At 40.1% G+C, this 15738-nt stretch carries 15 protein-coding genes; 5 read left to right on the top strand and 10 right to left on the bottom strand.

Annotated elements, in window-relative coordinates; genetic code table 11:
- Positions 1–7: 7 nt before the first annotated feature.
- From HY063_15140 to HY063_15150, 3 genes are read left to right on the top strand one after another with little or no spacing between them, the layout of a single operon-like run.
- Complete coding sequence (locus tag HY063_15140; GenBank protein ID MBI3503120.1) at positions 8–1354, top strand: SpoIIE family protein phosphatase; 1347 nt, start codon at positions 8–10, stop codon at positions 1352–1354.
- Between the two features lie 3 nt (positions 1355–1357).
- A complete protein-coding gene (locus tag HY063_15145; protein ID MBI3503121.1) occupies positions 1358–2125 on the top strand; it encodes a hypothetical protein in 768 nt (255 codons plus the stop codon).
- 40 nt (positions 2126–2165) lie between these two features.
- Entirely contained in the window at positions 2166–3038 is an 873-nt protein-coding gene (locus HY063_15150) for a hypothetical protein (GenBank protein MBI3503122.1), read from the top strand.
- A 9-nt stretch (positions 3039–3047) separates the two neighbouring features.
- On the opposite strand, the gene HY063_15155 is transcribed toward HY063_15150, so the two are convergent.
- Entirely contained in the window at positions 3048–3668 is a 621-nt protein-coding gene (locus HY063_15155) for a threonylcarbamoyl-AMP synthase (GenBank protein ID MBI3503123.1), read from the bottom strand.
- Positions 3669–3760: 92 nt separating this feature from the next.
- Between HY063_15155 and HY063_15160 the strand changes: the two genes are divergently transcribed.
- Positions 3761–4567, top strand: coding sequence for a hypothetical protein (locus tag HY063_15160; protein ID MBI3503124.1), 807 nt, complete (start codon positions 3761–3763; stop codon positions 4565–4567).
- A 5-nt stretch (positions 4568–4572) separates the two neighbouring features.
- On the opposite strand, the gene HY063_15165 is transcribed toward HY063_15160, so the two are convergent.
- From HY063_15165 to HY063_15200, 8 genes are all read right to left on the bottom strand, one after another.
- Positions 4573–5748 carry a hypothetical protein gene (locus HY063_15165; protein ID MBI3503125.1) on the bottom strand — a complete coding sequence of 392 codons (1176 nt, stop codon included), beginning with the start codon at positions 5746–5748 and terminating at the stop codon, positions 4573–4575.
- A 68-nt stretch (positions 5749–5816) separates the two neighbouring features.
- A complete protein-coding gene (gene rplT, locus HY063_15170; GenBank protein ID MBI3503126.1) occupies positions 5817–6161 on the bottom strand; it encodes a 50S ribosomal protein L20 in 345 nt (114 codons plus the stop codon).
- 38 nt (positions 6162–6199) lie between these two features.
- Positions 6200–6394 carry a 50S ribosomal protein L35 gene (rpmI, locus tag HY063_15175; protein MBI3503127.1) on the bottom strand — a complete coding sequence of 65 codons (195 nt, stop codon included), beginning with the start codon at positions 6392–6394 and terminating at the stop codon, positions 6200–6202.
- Between the two features lie 50 nt (positions 6395–6444).
- Entirely contained in the window at positions 6445–6948 is a 504-nt protein-coding gene (locus HY063_15180) for a translation initiation factor IF-3 (protein ID MBI3503128.1), read from the bottom strand.
- A gap of 238 nt (positions 6949–7186) precedes the next feature.
- Positions 7187–8398, bottom strand: coding sequence for a bifunctional 3,4-dihydroxy-2-butanone-4-phosphate synthase/GTP cyclohydrolase II (locus tag HY063_15185; GenBank protein MBI3503129.1), 1212 nt, complete (start codon positions 8396–8398; stop codon positions 7187–7189).
- Between the two features lie 22 nt (positions 8399–8420).
- A complete protein-coding gene (locus tag HY063_15190; protein MBI3503130.1) occupies positions 8421–9593 on the bottom strand; it encodes a glycosyltransferase in 1173 nt (390 codons plus the stop codon).
- Positions 9590–10786, bottom strand: coding sequence for a glycosyltransferase family 4 protein (locus HY063_15195; protein MBI3503131.1), 1197 nt, complete (start codon positions 10784–10786; stop codon positions 9590–9592). The genes HY063_15190 and HY063_15195 overlap by 4 nt, the downstream gene beginning before the upstream one ends.
- A complete protein-coding gene (locus HY063_15200) occupies positions 10783–12240 on the bottom strand; it encodes an LptF/LptG family permease (GenBank protein ID MBI3503132.1) in 1458 nt (485 codons plus the stop codon). The genes HY063_15195 and HY063_15200 overlap by 4 nt, the downstream gene beginning before the upstream one ends.
- Positions 12241–12316: 76 nt before the next feature.
- On the opposite strand from HY063_15200, the gene HY063_15205 reads away from it, so the two are divergent.
- Positions 12317–13078 carry a glycosyltransferase family 2 protein gene (locus HY063_15205; GenBank protein ID MBI3503133.1) on the top strand — a complete coding sequence of 254 codons (762 nt, stop codon included), beginning with the start codon at positions 12317–12319 and terminating at the stop codon, positions 13076–13078.
- Between the two features lie 59 nt (positions 13079–13137).
- On the opposite strand, the gene HY063_15210 is transcribed toward HY063_15205, so the two are convergent.
- A complete protein-coding gene (locus HY063_15210) occupies positions 13138–15453 on the bottom strand; it encodes a T9SS type A sorting domain-containing protein (GenBank protein ID MBI3503134.1) in 2316 nt (771 codons plus the stop codon).
- Positions 15454–15738: the final 285 nt, after the last annotated feature.

Genomic DNA, 15738 nt, shown 5'->3' on the forward strand with positions numbered 1-15738 from the left:
CGAATCAGTGTTCAAAAAACTCATCAACACAGGCGTTCACGAAGGATTAACTTTCAAGGAGCAAAGCAAAATCCGGATTTTTAATTCTTCGCTTCTTACTGTTGCCGCTATTCTTACACTTTATACAGGAATTGGGCTGCTTCAAAAACTTTATTTTACCACTGCGCTCACGGTTGTGGAACTTTTATTCATTGCTGTTAACTTTCAGTTTACACATGCGCGCAAATACAATCTCTCTTTTCATTTCGGAATTTTAAATGGACTGTTTTTCATTTTCGGATTTGTATTTCTCCTGGGCGAAGTAAATCAAACACATCTTTATTTTCTTTTCATGCCCATGGCGGCCATGATTGTTTTTGACAGCAAGAAAACCGTATTAATTTATTTTGCTCTTTCAATGGCAATCCTGCTTTTTTCATTTTACATTTTCAAAAATTATCTTCCTGTTTACAATGTTGCCGATGCAGCCGGCACGTTCAGGTTGATGAATCCCCTATTCACAGGACTGCTTATATTTCTCGGCATAAAACTTTTTAAGAATGAAAACCTTGAGTTCAACGATAAAATAAACCAGCAGAAAAAACTGCTTGAAGAAAAAAATAAAGACATCACCGATTCCATTCAATACGCAAAACGGATTCAAAGTGCGCTGATGGCTTCGGATAATTTGCTGAAGAAAAATCTACCCGAGCATTTTGTTTTATACAAACCAAAAGATATTGTCAGCGGTGATTTTTACTGGGCAGAAAAGTTTGAAAATAAATTTTTGCTTGCCGTTTGCGATTGTACAGGTCATGGAGTTCCGGGTGCATTCATGAGTTTGCTCGGGATTTCATTTCTGAATGAGATTACCAAAGAAAAAAATATTACGCAGCCCGATTTGGTTTTCAATGCTCTTCGTGCAAATATTATTAATGCGTTGAATCCCGAATGGACTATGGAAGAAGGAAAAGACGGAATGGATGCGGTGCTTTGCAATTTTGATTTCACAAAAAAAGAGGTGCAGTTTACTTGTTCAAATAATCCGCTTTGGATTCTTCGCAACAATCAATGGCTCGAATTCAAGCCCGACAAATTTCCCATTGGGCTGCATGGCGAAATAAAACCTTTTACTCTTCGTTCGGAACAACTTCAGAAGGGAGATTTAATGTATATGTTCACCGATGGCTATGCAGATCAGTTTGGCGGTGTGAAAGGAAAAAAATTCAAGTACAAAAATATTCAGAAAGTTCTTCTTGAAAATTCTCCAAAGAGTATGGAAGAGCAGAAAAAAATATTAGACGATGCCATTGAAAAATGGAAAGGAAATTTAGAGCAAGTGGACGATATTTTAATTATTGGAATAAGGATATAGAGAATGGCAGATGTAAAATGTTCCGAAGGGATTGAGACCAAGCAGATGGCAGATGGATGGAAAAAGATTTTATTCTTCTTTCTAATTTTCTCGCTTTCTCACTTTCTTACCTGCTTTTCACAGGAAAACATCTTCACAGCAGGATTCCAATATAAACCAATTTTCCCCAGCGCTTTTTTCAGTACGGCAACAAATTCTGTTTCGCAAAATGGAATTGATTTTTCAATTTCTCAAAAATTCGGTTATTGTGCGGGAATGGTTCTGCGAAGAGGTATCACAAAAAGATTTTCTTTTGAAACGGGAATTAATTATGTGAAGAGAAATTATTCACTCAGCATTACCGACACAACTTTTACGGGAAACTCCGATTTTGCAATCATAGGATATGAAATTCCGCTGCAAGGATTAATTTTTATTCAACTCGGAAAAAAACTTTACATGAATTCTTCTGCAGGAATTTCATGGGATATGTACCCGTCAAACGTTAAAACGGCAGATTCTTACTTCAATCATTATGCTGCGCGGCATTTTCTTTTTCAAAGTTCAGTGCTCGCAAATGTGGGCTATGAATTCCGCACAGTGAAGAGCGGTTACTTTTATATAGGCGGCTCTTACCATCTTCCGTTTTCTTATTTTTATTTATCGGCAATTGAATACACTCCGCAGAAAGAAATTACGCACATGAAACTGCGCGGCAATTATCTTACTCTTGACTTCCGGTATTTTTTTCACGAAGACCCGCTGAAACCGAAGAAGAAAAAGAAATCATAACGGAGTTGCGAATTTTATACATTTGCGAAAAATTAATTCCATGAAAAAAATTATTTCTTCTCTTTTAGTTTCATTCCTGATTTCTTATTCTTTATTTCTTACCAGTTGCGGCAGCGGCAAGGAAGAAGCCGAAAAAGCGCGTGAAGACAGTTTGAGAAATGTAGCTCAGAATCTGGGCGGACAAGTGGTGGCAAAAGATTCCGCCATCTTTGGTTTCATCAGAGCTTTCAATGAAATTCAGGATAACATGGATGTAATTAAGGATAAAGAAAAAATTCTTTCCACCTCAGGAGGAAAAGGCGAACTCAGCAGTGATAAAAAAGAACAAATCATAAATGATATTCAATCCATCTATGATTTAATGGTGAAGAACAAACAGAAACTTTCTATGGTAAATAAAAAACTTAAGAAAGCAAATCTCCGCATTGCAGAATTTGAAAAAATGATTGAACGCCTCAACCAACAGATTACAGAAAAAGATACGGAGATTTCCGAACTGAAATCGCAACTGGAAAAAATGAACATCGAATTTTCGGAAGTAACTATGAATTACCAGGCGGCACAGCAAATGCTGGAAGAAAAAACTACTAAGTTGAACAAAGCATTTTATGCATTCGGAACTTCCAAAGAATTAATTGCGCAGGGCGTGCTCACCAAAGAAGGCGGATTCATCGGCATTGGCAGGGCAGAGAAGCTGAAAGATAATTTCAACAAAAGTTATTTCACGCAAATTGATGCGAGCGAAACATCTTCTATTCCGCTTGCATGCAAAAAAGCAAAACTCATTACCGTTCATCCGGATGGTTCGTATAAGTTTGAGGGACCAGAAGGAAAGATTGAAAAAATTTCCATCTCTAATCCGGAAGATTTCTGGAGTGTTTCAAAATATCTGGTGGTGGTAGTGGAGCAATAAAATATTTTTTCAATATCCTTCAATAATTCCAAGCCCTTGCCGGAGAATATTTATTCTTCCTTCAGAACAATCCACTACTGTTGATGCAGTAAGATTTCCATAGCCACCGTCAATCACAATGTCAACCAACTTGTGATACTTCTCATAAATTTTTTCCGGGTCATTTAAGTATTCGGCAATTTCATCTTCCTCATCGTGCAGCGAGGAATTCATCAGCGGGCTTTCAAGTTGTTTGACAATTTTCCGGCAAATAGAATTGTCAGGAACACGAATGCCGATTGTTTTTTTTCTGCTTCTGAAAATTTTTGGAATCTCGCTGTTTGCGTGAAGAATAAATGTGAAAGGTCCGGGCAATGCTTTGCGCATGACTTTATAGATGGAATTATCCACCGGCTTTGTAAAATCAGAAAGATGGCTTAAATCAGAAAAGATGAAAGAGAAATTTGCTTTCTCCACTCTGATTCCTTTAATGCGGCAAATCTGCTCAATCGCTTTTGGCTTGTGAATGTGGCAGCCAATTCCATACACGGTATCGGTAGGATAAATCACAACTCCATCATCGAGTAAGCACTCTCTTACAATTCTTATTTTTTCCTCTTCAGGTTCTGCAGGAGTTATTTTCAGAAGCATACAGTTCGATTAACAATGCCATGTTGAAACATTGTGTGCGAAAGTATTACTAAAATTCATGCCTGTTCTACCTTTAAAAATCTTTTTGACGTATGAAAAAAATATTTTTATTTCTTGTTTTTATTTCGCTGCTTGTGCCGCTGGCGCCTTTTTCCTCTGCGCAGATTTACAATAATGATTTTTCCAAACTTCAGAAACAAAATCTTTTCAAGGATAATAAAGTGTGGATGGTTTACGGATGGACTTTCTTATATGAAAAAGGAAAGCAGGCGAAGAAGGGAAAAAAAACTTCTTATGAACGATTTGATAGAAACGGCAACCGCACGGAAGAAGTTTATTATGATGCCAAGGGAAATTCCACCTACACCTGTGAATATTTATACGATGAAAACGGAAATGAAATAAAAAAGATGGGCGGCTCGGGAGAGGAAGTGATTTACGATAAATGGAATTATACTTTTTCAGATGATGGAAAAAAATGTGAACGCAAATCGGAATATAAAAAAGGAAAAGATTCAAAATGGATTTACTCGTTTGATGACAAGCAAAACATTGCACAAGAAATTTATTATGACGTAAGCGGAAGCATGGCGTATAAATGGGAATTTTCTTATGACAGCAAACAGAATGTAATTGAAAAGAAAGAACTGGATTCCTACGGAAATGTGTATCAGAAGTGGGCATACAAGTATGATGATAAAGGAAACAATATTGAAATGGCGCATTATGTTTCCAATAATCAACTATACAGGATTTACCAGACGCGCTATGATAAAAAAGGAAACATGAAATCAAAATTTACTTTCGACAAAGATGAGAATGTGCTGGAACTCACTGTTTATGTTTACCAGTTTTATGAAGGGCTTCATGCTCCGCGTACGCTGGGTAACAAGCAATAATTTTTTCAGAACACTTTTATTATTTGGCAAAGAAGAATTACGACAGCGCCAGTTAGTGCAATTGTTGCAACCGCTTTCGATATTCTTGCCGGCAAATAGAATTTATATCCTATACAGAAAAACACATACGAAGCAATGGCAGAAATAAAAAAAGATACTTGTGAAAGCGCGCGGGCAGGAGGTACATCATATAAAATCCATGATGCAGGGAATACTAAAACTAAAATTACAATGCCTGCAATGAATATATTCTTCAATAGAAATGAAAAAAGTTTTTTGAGTTCTGTTTTTCTTTCAGAAGAAAAAGTTTCTCCAATAAATATCCAGGGAATTCCGAAAAGGAATAAATAGAGGATAACTTTTGGAGTGAGAAGGAAAATAATTTTTAAATACGCTTTTATTGCCATTATAAAGTGTGCAGTGAAACCGGCATGAGTGAGCATGTCTTTTCTTTCCCATGTTCCAGGAGCAAAAATAGTAATCAGATAGAATAAACTCAAGAATACAATTGCACTAAGGAGTAATTTTTTCTGTAACTGATTCGTCACGGGATAAAAAATATTTTTTCTTTTTAGTATAAATAAAATGACAAGAAATAAAATAAAAATTATAGCGTATGATTCTGCTGCGCCAGCAATGTATGCTGCAAGAATAAGAAGTAAGAAAAAATAAAACAGGTTTGGTTTTTTGGAAAAAAAAATCCGCAAAAGAAAATTTCCCATAATAATGCTCCACAAATAGGTAAAACCTGAAACATACCAGAACCAAACTTCATCTACGTCATAGGATATAAAAAATAAACATGCGCTTAGCTGTAAAGAATAGAGCAGGAGAGTGGTGTTATTCATTTTTGCCTGAAAGAGAGTAGAAAAAAAAATTCTAAGCAAAAGAAAAAATGAAAATATCAGAGCAAATAAAGTAAAACTTCGAATGGTAAAAAGAAAAAATTTATTGCTGCATCCTATAATCATTAAAAATGCCAGCGTATCGGCAGACCACCGTGCGCAGAAATTATTATAGCGGTCAGCAACAGCGCCAAGAACTCCTTTTTGCTGAACAAAACTTAGCAAGGCCATGTCATCTGCGCTGCATTTTTTGTTAATGCTGAGAACAAAATATAATATGAGGAATAAAATTCCGGCTAAGGAAAGCAAAATGAAATGTACTCTTGAAAACGTCATTCAATAAAAATAAAAAAGGAACCGAAACTTCTTTCGATTCCCTTTTTATGAAATCTTTTTTTTTAATTTTACTTTACTGCTGCAACAACAGCATTGAATGCTTCGGGGTGATTCAAAGCAAGGTCGGCAAGAACTTTGCGGTTAAGCCCGATGTTTTTCTTGGTTGCTTTAGAAATGAATTCTGAATAAGACATTCCAAGCGGGCGCACTGCTGCATTGATGCGCTGAATCCAAATTCCGCGGTAAACAAGTTTCTTGTCTTTTCTTCCGCGGTAAGCATAGGTTTGCCCTTTCTCGTAAACATTCTTGGCAATCGTAAAAACGTTTTTGCGTTTTCCCCAATAGCCGCGTGTGCGCTTGAGGATTTTTTTTCTGCGTGCTCTTGAAGCAACTGCGTTTACTGAACGTGGCATGACTTAGAGATTATAGATTATGAATGATAGATTGTAAATTAAATGCAAAGCATTGCTTTTACTCTCGGCAGGTTGGTCGGATGCACCAATGCGGCATGAGTTAAATGGCGCTTGCGTTTTGTTCCTTTCTTGGTAAGGATGTGGCTTTTGAAAGCATGTTTCCTTTTTATTTTTCCTGATCCGGTGATTTTAAATCTTTTCTTGGCGCTGGAATTGGTTTTCATCTTCGGCATATATTTACTAAATTATGAATTAGTACTAATGTATTAATCTGGTTAATGTTTTATTTTTTTCTTCCTGGTCCAATCAGTATTATCATTTTCTTTCCGTCCTGCATAGGCATTTGTTCTATTTTTCCTGCTTCTTCCAGTTCTTTTGCAAAGCGCATCAGCAATGCTCTTCCCTGGTCTTTGAACATAATGGTTCTTCCTTTGAAGAATACATACGCCCTTACTTTAGAACCATCTTCGAGAAACTTAAGAGCATGATTTTTTTTGAAAGTAAAATCATGCTCATCGGTGTGCGGAGTGAAGCGGATTTCTTTTACAATCACTTTTTGCGTGCCCGCTTTTTTCTCCTTCTCTTTTCTCTTCAACTCATATAAGAACTTTTTATAGTCAATTACTTTGCAAACGGGCGGAGTTGCGTTTGGAGCAATCTCCACTAAATCCACTCCTGCGTCTGCTGCTATTTTGAGCGCTTCCTCTATTGAAACAACTCTCGGCTCTATTCCTTCTCCCACCACTCGAACTTGTGCGTGGCGAATCTTTTCATTTATCTTGTGCAGTTCCGGTTTCTGAAATCTTCCGCCCCTTGGCTGAAAAGGCCTTGGCTTAAATGTTCCTCCTGTCGGACGAGGCCTGTTGTAAAATGGTGCTGCGATAGTTCTTTAGTTTAGTTAATACTCTTTTTTATCCTTTCTTAAAAAGGAGGGCAAAGATAAATAAATTCAGTTAGCAGAGTAAATTATTTATTTCTCCTTTGGCATTACAACTCACATTATCAGGGATAAAACACTCAGAACCTTATTCTGCTTTCAATGAATGCCCCATTTTATCGCGCTTGGTCTGGAGATATTTTTTATTGTGCGCGTTCGATGGAATTTCTATCGGAACATTTTCCACCACTTCCAATCCATAGCCGAGCAAGCCCGCGCGTTTTTTCGGATTGTTGCTCATCAGTTTTATTTTATGTACGCCAAGGTCGCGCAGTATTTGCGCGCCCACTCCGTAATCGCGCGCGTCCATAGGCAAACCCAGCGCGTGGTTGGCTTCCACGGTATCTTTTCCCTGCTCCTGAAGTTTATATGCTTTTAATTTATTTAACAAACCAATTCCTCTTCCTTCCTGATTCATGTACACAATCACGCCTTTGCCTTCCTGCTCAATCATCTCCATTGCCTTGTGAAGTTGCGGCCCGCAATCGCAGCGCAGCGAATGAAAAATATCTCCGGTGAGGCAGCACGAGTGCACGCGCACCAGCACGGGCTCCTCTTTTTTCCACGAACCTTTTACGATTGCCAGATGTTCCTGCCCGCTGGTGATTTGTTTGTAGGCATACAATTCAAACGAGCCGTGTTCCGTGGGAAGATTCACTTTCACTTCGCGCTTCACGAGCGTTTCTTTTTCCACGCGGTAGGCAATGAGGTCTTTGATGGAAATTATTTTGAGTGAAAACTTTTTTGCAATCAGGAAAAGTTCGGGAAGACGCGCCATGCTTCCGTCTTCATTCATAATTTCAACGAGCGCTCCCGCGGGTTCATGCCCTGCAAGTTTTGCCAGATCCACTGCGGCTTCGGTATGCCCTGCGCGCTTGAGCACTCCGCCATTCTGAGCAATGAGCGGAAAAATATGTCCGGGCCTTCCTAAATTTTCGGGAGAAGTTTTTTTGTCTATGAGCGCGCGAATGGTTCGTGAACGTTCATGGGCAGAGATTCCCGATTTATTTTCTTTTCCTAATAAATCCACTGATACGGTAAAAGCAGTTTCGTGGTGCGAAGTATTTTTAGAAACCATCAAATCGAGTTTCAATTCTTTCGCTCGCTCTTCGGTAATGGGAGCGCAAATCAATCCACGCCCTTCTTTCGACATAAAATTTATAATCTCAGGCGAAGCGTTGCGCGCACTCGTAACAAAGTCGCCTTCGTTCTCGCGGTCTTCGTCATCCACTACGATAATTACTTTTCCATTTTTGATTTCTGCAATGGCTTCTTCGATGGTGTTTAGTGATGATTTCATAGGAAATCGAAGATACGAATAATTATCTTTTAGTCGGAGTCCACACACTCGATTTCACTCCGCCAATAAATTTGAAGAAGCCAATCAGCAAAGCAAGATTGGTAGAAAAGAAATGTGTTATGAGGCGAGTAGGAGAAGAAAGTTTAAGAGAGGAAAGAAGTAAGTCAAAAGTTAAAAGAAGAAGTAAAAGATTTTGCAGAAGAAAAAAGATTCCGTAGAAATTTGTTTGTAATTCGTATGTTCGTAAAGATTCGTGCTTCGATACAATCAAAATAAAATTACTAATGTAAAGACCTATCATCATAAATGGCCCAAACCACCTCAGCACTTTATGCGAGAAAAAACAAAATGAAAGTTTATTGAAACGAAAGAGTATCTGAGAGAACGCAAAAAGATTTTGAAAACTTCCTGTGGCAATTCTTATTTTCCGTTTAAACTCTACTTTCCAATCGGTGGGGACTTCCTCGTAAACTTTTGCGTTCATTTCGCTGATGGCTTTGCCACCTTTCTCCAAAACTTTCATGTTGATGTAAAAATCATCCACCAGAAAGTTTTCAGGAACTGGCGAGCAAAAAATTTTTCTCACCGCATAACATCCTCCAAACGGACCCATCATCATTCCAAAGACCTTTCCTTCGTTGTTTTTGATTCCGACTTCCCCGCGTATATACGTACTTTCCGCTTTTGCAATCCCTTTTCCCTGCTGATTTATATTAACCATGTTCGAATCTACGAGAGCAATTTCAGGATTAACAAAATGTTTTGCGAGTTCGCTAATTGTATTCTTGTCGAAGATTATGTTTGCATCGCTGAGAATCAGAACTTCATTCTTCGCGAGTGTTGCCAGCATGTTTATGATTTTCGGTTTGCCGCATCTCCCTTTGAAATTCACCAAGTGAACTTCAGGAAATGATTTTACAATTTCATTTGTTCTGTCTGTACTCGCATCAGAGCCAACAATCACTTCAATTTTTTCTTTAGGATAATCAGAATTAAAAATACTTTCCAGTTTCTGTTTAATTATTTTTTCTTCGTTATAGGCGGGAATCAGGATTGAGACATTAGGTTGACCGTTTGTTGTAGTTTGTGCGAGTGGGCGAGAGGCAAGAAGAATTTTCAAAAGCAATGGATAGATTATATATGTATGCGCCAGCGCTACAAACGAAACCCAGAATATGATTTGCAGTACAATCATGCAAGGTTTTGTTTGAAGAACTCAAGCAGTTTGTTCGTCACTTCATGACTGCTGAACCGTTGCCTTGCAAACTGCTGCGCATTATCTCCGATAATAGAGAAAAACATCGTTTCATTTATACACTTTGAAATTTTTTCCGCAAATGTTTCAGGAGTATCGGCAATCAAAATATTTTGTCCGTCTTTGCAGGGAATTCCTTCTGCGCCCAGCGAAGTGGAGATAATTGTTTTTCCCAGTGCCATTCCTTCAATAATTTTTACGCGAATGCCGCTTCCGCTTAACAAAGGAACAATCATAATTCCTTTTGAGTTCATGAAGTTATAAGCATTTTCAACTTCGCCAACCATAACAATATTTTTTTTTGCATCAACTGAAAATTTTTTTGCATTTCTTCCGGCAATATAAAATTTCAAATCAGGAAATTGATGATAGACTTTTTCCCATACGTTTTCTAAAAACCATTTTAATCCTTCCACATTTGGCAGCCAGTCAAGCGCGCCAATAAAAAACACCGAAGGGAATTCCATTTTTGTTTTATCAGGTTTCAAAACCGTTTCATCATAAGGCGCAGGACAAATATGCATCGGCAGTTCACACCCGAATGATTTTAATTTTTCTGCATCGCGTTCGGTAACCGAAGTGATCATATCATATTTGTTCAGCCGTTCGATTTCGTATTTCTTTAGTTGCCTTGCTAGAATTTTCAGATACCATTTCTTCAGAAAACTTTTTTCGTTCTCCGCAATACGCTCCCATATTTCGTGTTCAATGTTATGCGAGCGCATCACAATTTTTGTTTCTGAAAAAGCGCGGATGCTTTCCACATAGGGAGAAAGATAAAGCCCTTCGAGCTGAATGATGTCAAATTCTTTTTGGTGAAGCAATTCAATTAATTTATCGTTGTATTGTGAAGAAATAAACCGTTGAATATTGTAAGAACGGTTTTGCAGAAGATTCCATAATGCAGGAAATTTTTTTATTTCATTGTCCACATCAATCGCAATCCAGTCAGCAAGTTTTTTTATTTCCTCGGGAAGATTTTTTAAATCAAATTTATGTTTGGAGGTATTCATAGCTAAAACAGTCACGTCACATCCCTGTAATGAAAATGATTTGGTTAGGTTTATTACAGCAATTGCTCCTCCATCTTTTGCTGGATAGACAAACTTGTTGCATAACTGCAATATCCTCATGTCTTTTTTCGGAAAAGTTTTTGAAACGGTCTCAGGTAGGAATCTGTATCAAGCAAAGCTGAATCTGAAGTTGCTTTGCGCGTGAGAAAAATTCCCAGCGGCAGAATTACTGCAGTAGCCATCCACATTCCTATATAAGGCGGAAGCACTCCTTCTTTCGACATTTTCTCACCTGAAATTGCAATCACCCAGAAGAGAATAAAAATAATTACCGATACTACCACCGGCATTCCCAAACCTCCCTTTCGGATAATTGCGCCCAGCGGTGCGCCCACAAAAAATAAAATGAGGCAGGCGAGAGAGAGCGTAAATTTTTTATGCCATTCAATATTCAGTGAACGAATGGGCTCGTCATAATTTTCTGCATCGTTGAGCGTGTTTTCAATAAAATATTTTTTGCTTCGTGCAATGTTCAGCGCCATGTCAATTACCTGCGCCTTTTCTATGTTAGGGTTTGTACGCGCAGCAATTATCTGCAGCGGAAGCCCGGGAAGATGATTTCGCGCACGCAAGGAATCGGGAGGAGTTGAAACATACTGTGGCGAACCCACGCGCACAACAGTTGAATCGGAAAGCATATCGGAAAAGTTTTTTCTGAAAGCAATAATGCTGTTCTCCTTGTCTTTCTTCAGCGAATCAATGGCTGCTTCGATTTGCTGAAGATTAAGCATGGAGTGATTGGACTTGAAAAGTTCTTCATCGGTGCGCACCAGGCGGAAACCGGATAAATCAAACTTCACCGTTTGCTCTTTGAACGTGCTGCGCACCAGCGGATGGTCGTGTTCGTTTTTAGTATCTGCAGTTTCTTCATAACTTGTTCCGTTAAATAAATCCATTACCAGAAATTGTTTGTCGTCCGACATTTCGAGTTTTCCCGATTCGGCAGTAATCACTTTGTTATTTCCCACTTCATCCGTGTGGTCGTAAATCATAATGCCGCGGCAGGTAATTCCATCGTCTTCTTTTTCTTCAATGCGAATGGTGTAGCCCTCAATGCCGTTGTAAAAAATTCCTTCTTTAATATTCAGTGCCGGCTTCTTCTGCTGAATGTCGAAGATGAGCGAATTCATTTTCAGGTTTACAAACGGAAGAATGTTATTTGAAAAGAAAAACGCTCCCACGCTTATGAGAAAGGCAACCACCACGAGCGGAGACATTATTTTTTGCAGAGACATGCCGGAAGATTTCAGGGCAACGAGTTCGAAATGCTCGCCCAAACCTCCGAACGTCATGAGCGAAGAAAGCAGAATTGCCAGCGGAAGCGAAAGCGGAAACATGGAGAGAATAACATAAAAAAATAATTCCGCCAGCGTGGAGGTGTCAAGACCTTTGCCTACCAAATCATCTACATATTTCCAGAGGAATTGGAGAAAGAGCACGAACACCGCTATGAAAAAAGTCATCAGGAAAGGACCGATGAAAGAAAAAATCATGTGGCGGTGAAGCGTTCTCATGTTACGAATAACGAATGTTTACGAATTTACGAATATACTTACATTCGCACATTAGTTACGATTACTTATCCGAACAATGCTCAACGGAAAAAAAATAATTGTTGTTCTTCCGGCATACAATGCCGAACTCACGCTGAAGAAAACCTACGAGGAAATTCCTTTTGACATAGTAGATGAAGTGGTGCTGGTGGATGATTGCAGCAGCGACAAAACGTTTGAGGTGGCAAAACAAATCGGCATTAAGCATGTAATCCGCCATGAAAAAAACCGCGGCTACGGAGGAAATCAAAAGACGTGCTACGACACCGCTCTATCGCTCGGTGCCGATATTGTGATTATGCTTCATCCCGATTACCAGTACACCCCCAAACTTATTCCTTCCATGTCGCACATCATTGCCAATGATTTATACGATGTGGTGCTCGGCTCGCGCATTCTGGGCAAAGGCGCGCTCAAGGGCGGAATGCCGCTTTATAAATATGTGTTCAACCGGTTTCTCACGCTGAGTGAAAACATATTGGTGAACCAGAAACTTTCGGAATACCACACCGGCTACCGCGCGTTTTCAAAAAAAGTGCTGGAGAAAATTAATTACCATGCCAACTCCGATGATTTTGTTTTCGATAATCAAATCCTCTCGCAGATTATTTATGCCGGCTTTGAAATTGCCGAAGTAACCTGCCCCACCAAATATTTTGAAGAAGCATCGTCCATTAATTTCAGCAGAAGCATGAAGTACGGAATGGGAGTGATGGGGGTTTCTTTTCTTCACTTCTTCTGCAAACTGGGCGTATGCAAATCGGAGATTTACAGCCTGCCTGCCGGCAGGCAGGGATGAGGACATGAAAGGAAGAATGGAAGAGTGGATGAATGGATGAATACAAAAACCCTCCAATCCTATTTCAGCAGCACAATCTTTTTTGTTTTGCTGTCCCGATAGCTATCGGGATTCTTTCCGTTGGTTACTTTGCAGAAATAAATTCCGCTGGGCTGATTGCTTAAATCAATGGTGAGATTCCTCGCTGCGCTCGGAATGACACTTCGTGTCATTTTTTCTCCCAGCACATTGTAAATTTCTATTTTGTATTCATTGCCCATTGCCGGCTGCCCATTGCCGACTTGTATTTGAAACTGCCCGCTCGTGGGATTGGGATAAACAGTGAAATCAAAATCTTCTGATGCCGCTTCCGAAATTCCTGTGGTGAGCGTATCGCCCAGATAAATTGCCGCGCCTCCGCATTTGTTTCCGATTACCAAATCCATTCTTCCGTCATTGTTAATGTCTTTTCCGAAAACAGTCATGTTAATTCCTTCCCAGATGTTCTGATAGAGCGAATCAATGAGATGAAATTTTCCGCCAACCCCCAAGTGATTCTCAATGCTGTCGAAGAGCCAAATCCATCCTGTTGCATGCCCGTTTGCTTTATCGCCTTCGCTGCCCACCAGCAATTTGTATTTTCCCCCGTCATCGTACATGAACGGAACGCTGTATCCTGTAACGTTCCACTTAAGCACATCCACGCCTCCGAGCGAAGTAGTGATAAGCGAATAGGAGGGAACCGCAGGAGTGCCGGTGTTTTCATAATAATTAATGTTGCCCGCCTGCTCGCCAATGAGCAAATCCAAATCGCCATCGCGGTCGGCATCTATTAAGAAAGGAGTGGAATAACTTCCTATATCAATATCAGTTCCTCCGGCATCTTTGTAATTCACCGGAAGCACCAGTGAAAAATTTCCGCCTGTGTTTTGAAAATAATGAATGTTGCCGTTGTAATCGCCCGCGAACATATCGGCATCGCCATCGCCATCCACATCTCCAAAAGTGAGATGCTTGTCGGTCATATTAGGAAGAACCGTTGAAAGATTGGCGAAGTTGGTATCTGCCAGAATAAATTTGGGAGAAGAAAGCGTGCCGATGTTGCGGTAAGCGCGTACGCCATAGGAATAAGTTCCGCTGGGTGTGCAGGTATCGTACGACATCACATAGTTGGAAACAAGCAAATCGGTTTTGCCGTCATTGTCATAATCAAAAAACACCGCGTCAGAACCGGAGCCCACATCAATCATATTTTCCTGTAGGAAACTGCGCGTTTGCCGCTGAAAGACGGGGGCATTATCAGCGCCCATGTTTTTATAATACCAGATGCTTTCGTTATTCACGCCCACATTCTGCGTGCCGGGCGCAACTAATAAATCGCGGATGTTATCGTTATTCACATCTACATAAAATCCACAGGGGTTGTAGCGCACGTTGATGTAATCAACCGGAGGAAACGTGTTGGTGAACGAAGTGATGTTTGCCGATGTGGGCGTTCCACCGTTGGTGAGCAGCGTCATGCTGCAGCAACTGTTTTGACCCAGCAAAAGTTCCTTGTCACCGTCCGCATCCATATCGAGGCAGAACATGCAGGAACTTCCGTTATCGGAATTGGTTTTTTCTGCGGAAGAAATTTCAGGTGGTGAAGAATCGTTTGCAGGAGGAAGCGAATCAGGGTTCATGGTTTTGCACGACAAGAGCGTGACGGTGCATTGCCCCACTCCCGTTTCGGAGAAATGCCCCCAGCAGTTGGGGGAGAGCGCAAAAACCAAACTATCGCAGTTGCCGAAGGACTGCATGGATTTGTTCTCGTAATAACTTGCCGTCCAACTGCCCGAAGCGTAGGTGATGATGTCTATATCGCCATCGCCATCCACATCGTCAATGGCGGGAATGCCTGCGGGGTTGGCGGGAATGGTATTGCCTGCCATATCTTTCAGGTAAATTTTCTCCTGCACAAACTGCAGATTATTTCCGGTGGAAACATTTTTATACACGCGGATGCCCGAGGGCCAGATGGAACTGGTGAAAATATCTTTCTTTCCATCGCAGTTATAGTCAATGCAGAGCGCCCATTGCTCCAGATGCGGAAAATGCGATGCGTACTTTTGCGTGGAATCATAATAATCCACCATGCCCGGTGTTCCTTTATTAATGTAGCACGAGACCTTATTTCCGGTGCGGTCAAACACGAATAAATCCTTTATGCCATCCAGGTTAATGTCAATATCGGAAAACTGGCAGTAGTTATGCCCGCCCGCCCAGGGAAACTGAAGCGTGTCGCCATTCTGATAAACGGGAATGGTATCGGTGCGCGTGTAATGCTGCCCGAAAGCCATGTAAGAAGTAAGAAGTAAGAAGTAAGAAGTAAGAAGTAAGATATAAGATGTTTTCATTTGCAGATTCGCAGAAGATTCGTTATCCGTACCCGCAAATATACTCACTTATACTGAAATTGCTTTCCCTGAAACTTCATTTCGTCTCTTTGTTGAAACCTATTCACAATTTGTTTATAACTGTTTCAGGACTTACGCAGAAGTTTAGTGAGTATTGTCATTTCGACCATAGGGAGAAATCTCGTATGTTTGGCACAAAGGAGATTCCTCGCTTCGCTCGGAATGACACCGTTTTGCGTAAGTCCTATTATTATATATTCATCCCCGCCTTCGGGGCATTGCGGC

This window comes from Bacteroidota bacterium, from assembly GCA_016195025.1.
Classification (GTDB): Bacteria; Bacteroidota; Bacteroidia; order Palsa-948; family Palsa-948; genus Palsa-948.

Excerpts from the sequence above, each read along its gene's own strand:
- HY063_15145 (MBI3503121.1), top strand. The coding sequence starts at position 1,358 with ATGGCAGATGTAAAATGTTCCGAAGGGATTGAGACCAAGCAGATGGCA.
- HY063_15150 (MBI3503122.1), top strand. The coding sequence starts at position 2,166 with ATGAAAAAAATTATTTCTTCTCTTTTAGTTTCATTCCTGATTTCTTAT.
- HY063_15155 (MBI3503123.1), bottom strand. The coding sequence starts at position 3,668 with ATGCTTCTGAAAATAACTCCTGCAGAACCTGAAGAGGAAAAAATAAGA.
- HY063_15160 (MBI3503124.1), top strand. The coding sequence starts at position 3,761 with ATGAAAAAAATATTTTTATTTCTTGTTTTTATTTCGCTGCTTGTGCCG.
- HY063_15165 (MBI3503125.1), bottom strand. The coding sequence starts at position 5,748 with ATGACGTTTTCAAGAGTACATTTCATTTTGCTTTCCTTAGCCGGAATT.
- rplT (MBI3503126.1), bottom strand. The coding sequence starts at position 6,161 with ATGCCACGTTCAGTAAACGCAGTTGCTTCAAGAGCACGCAGAAAAAAA.
- rpmI (MBI3503127.1), bottom strand. The coding sequence starts at position 6,394 with ATGCCGAAGATGAAAACCAATTCCAGCGCCAAGAAAAGATTTAAAATC.
- HY063_15185 (MBI3503129.1), bottom strand. The coding sequence starts at position 8,398 with ATGAAATCATCACTAAACACCATCGAAGAAGCCATTGCAGAAATCAAA.
- HY063_15190 (MBI3503130.1), bottom strand. The coding sequence starts at position 9,593 with ATGATTGTACTGCAAATCATATTCTGGGTTTCGTTTGTAGCGCTGGCG.
- HY063_15195 (MBI3503131.1), bottom strand. The coding sequence starts at position 10,786 with ATGAGGATATTGCAGTTATGCAACAAGTTTGTCTATCCAGCAAAAGAT.
- HY063_15200 (MBI3503132.1), bottom strand. The coding sequence starts at position 12,240 with ATGAGAACGCTTCACCGCCACATGATTTTTTCTTTCATCGGTCCTTTC.
- HY063_15205 (MBI3503133.1), top strand. The coding sequence starts at position 12,317 with ATGCTCAACGGAAAAAAAATAATTGTTGTTCTTCCGGCATACAATGCC.
- HY063_15210 (MBI3503134.1), bottom strand. The coding sequence starts at position 15,453 with ATGAAAACATCTTATATCTTACTTCTTACTTCTTACTTCTTACTTCTT.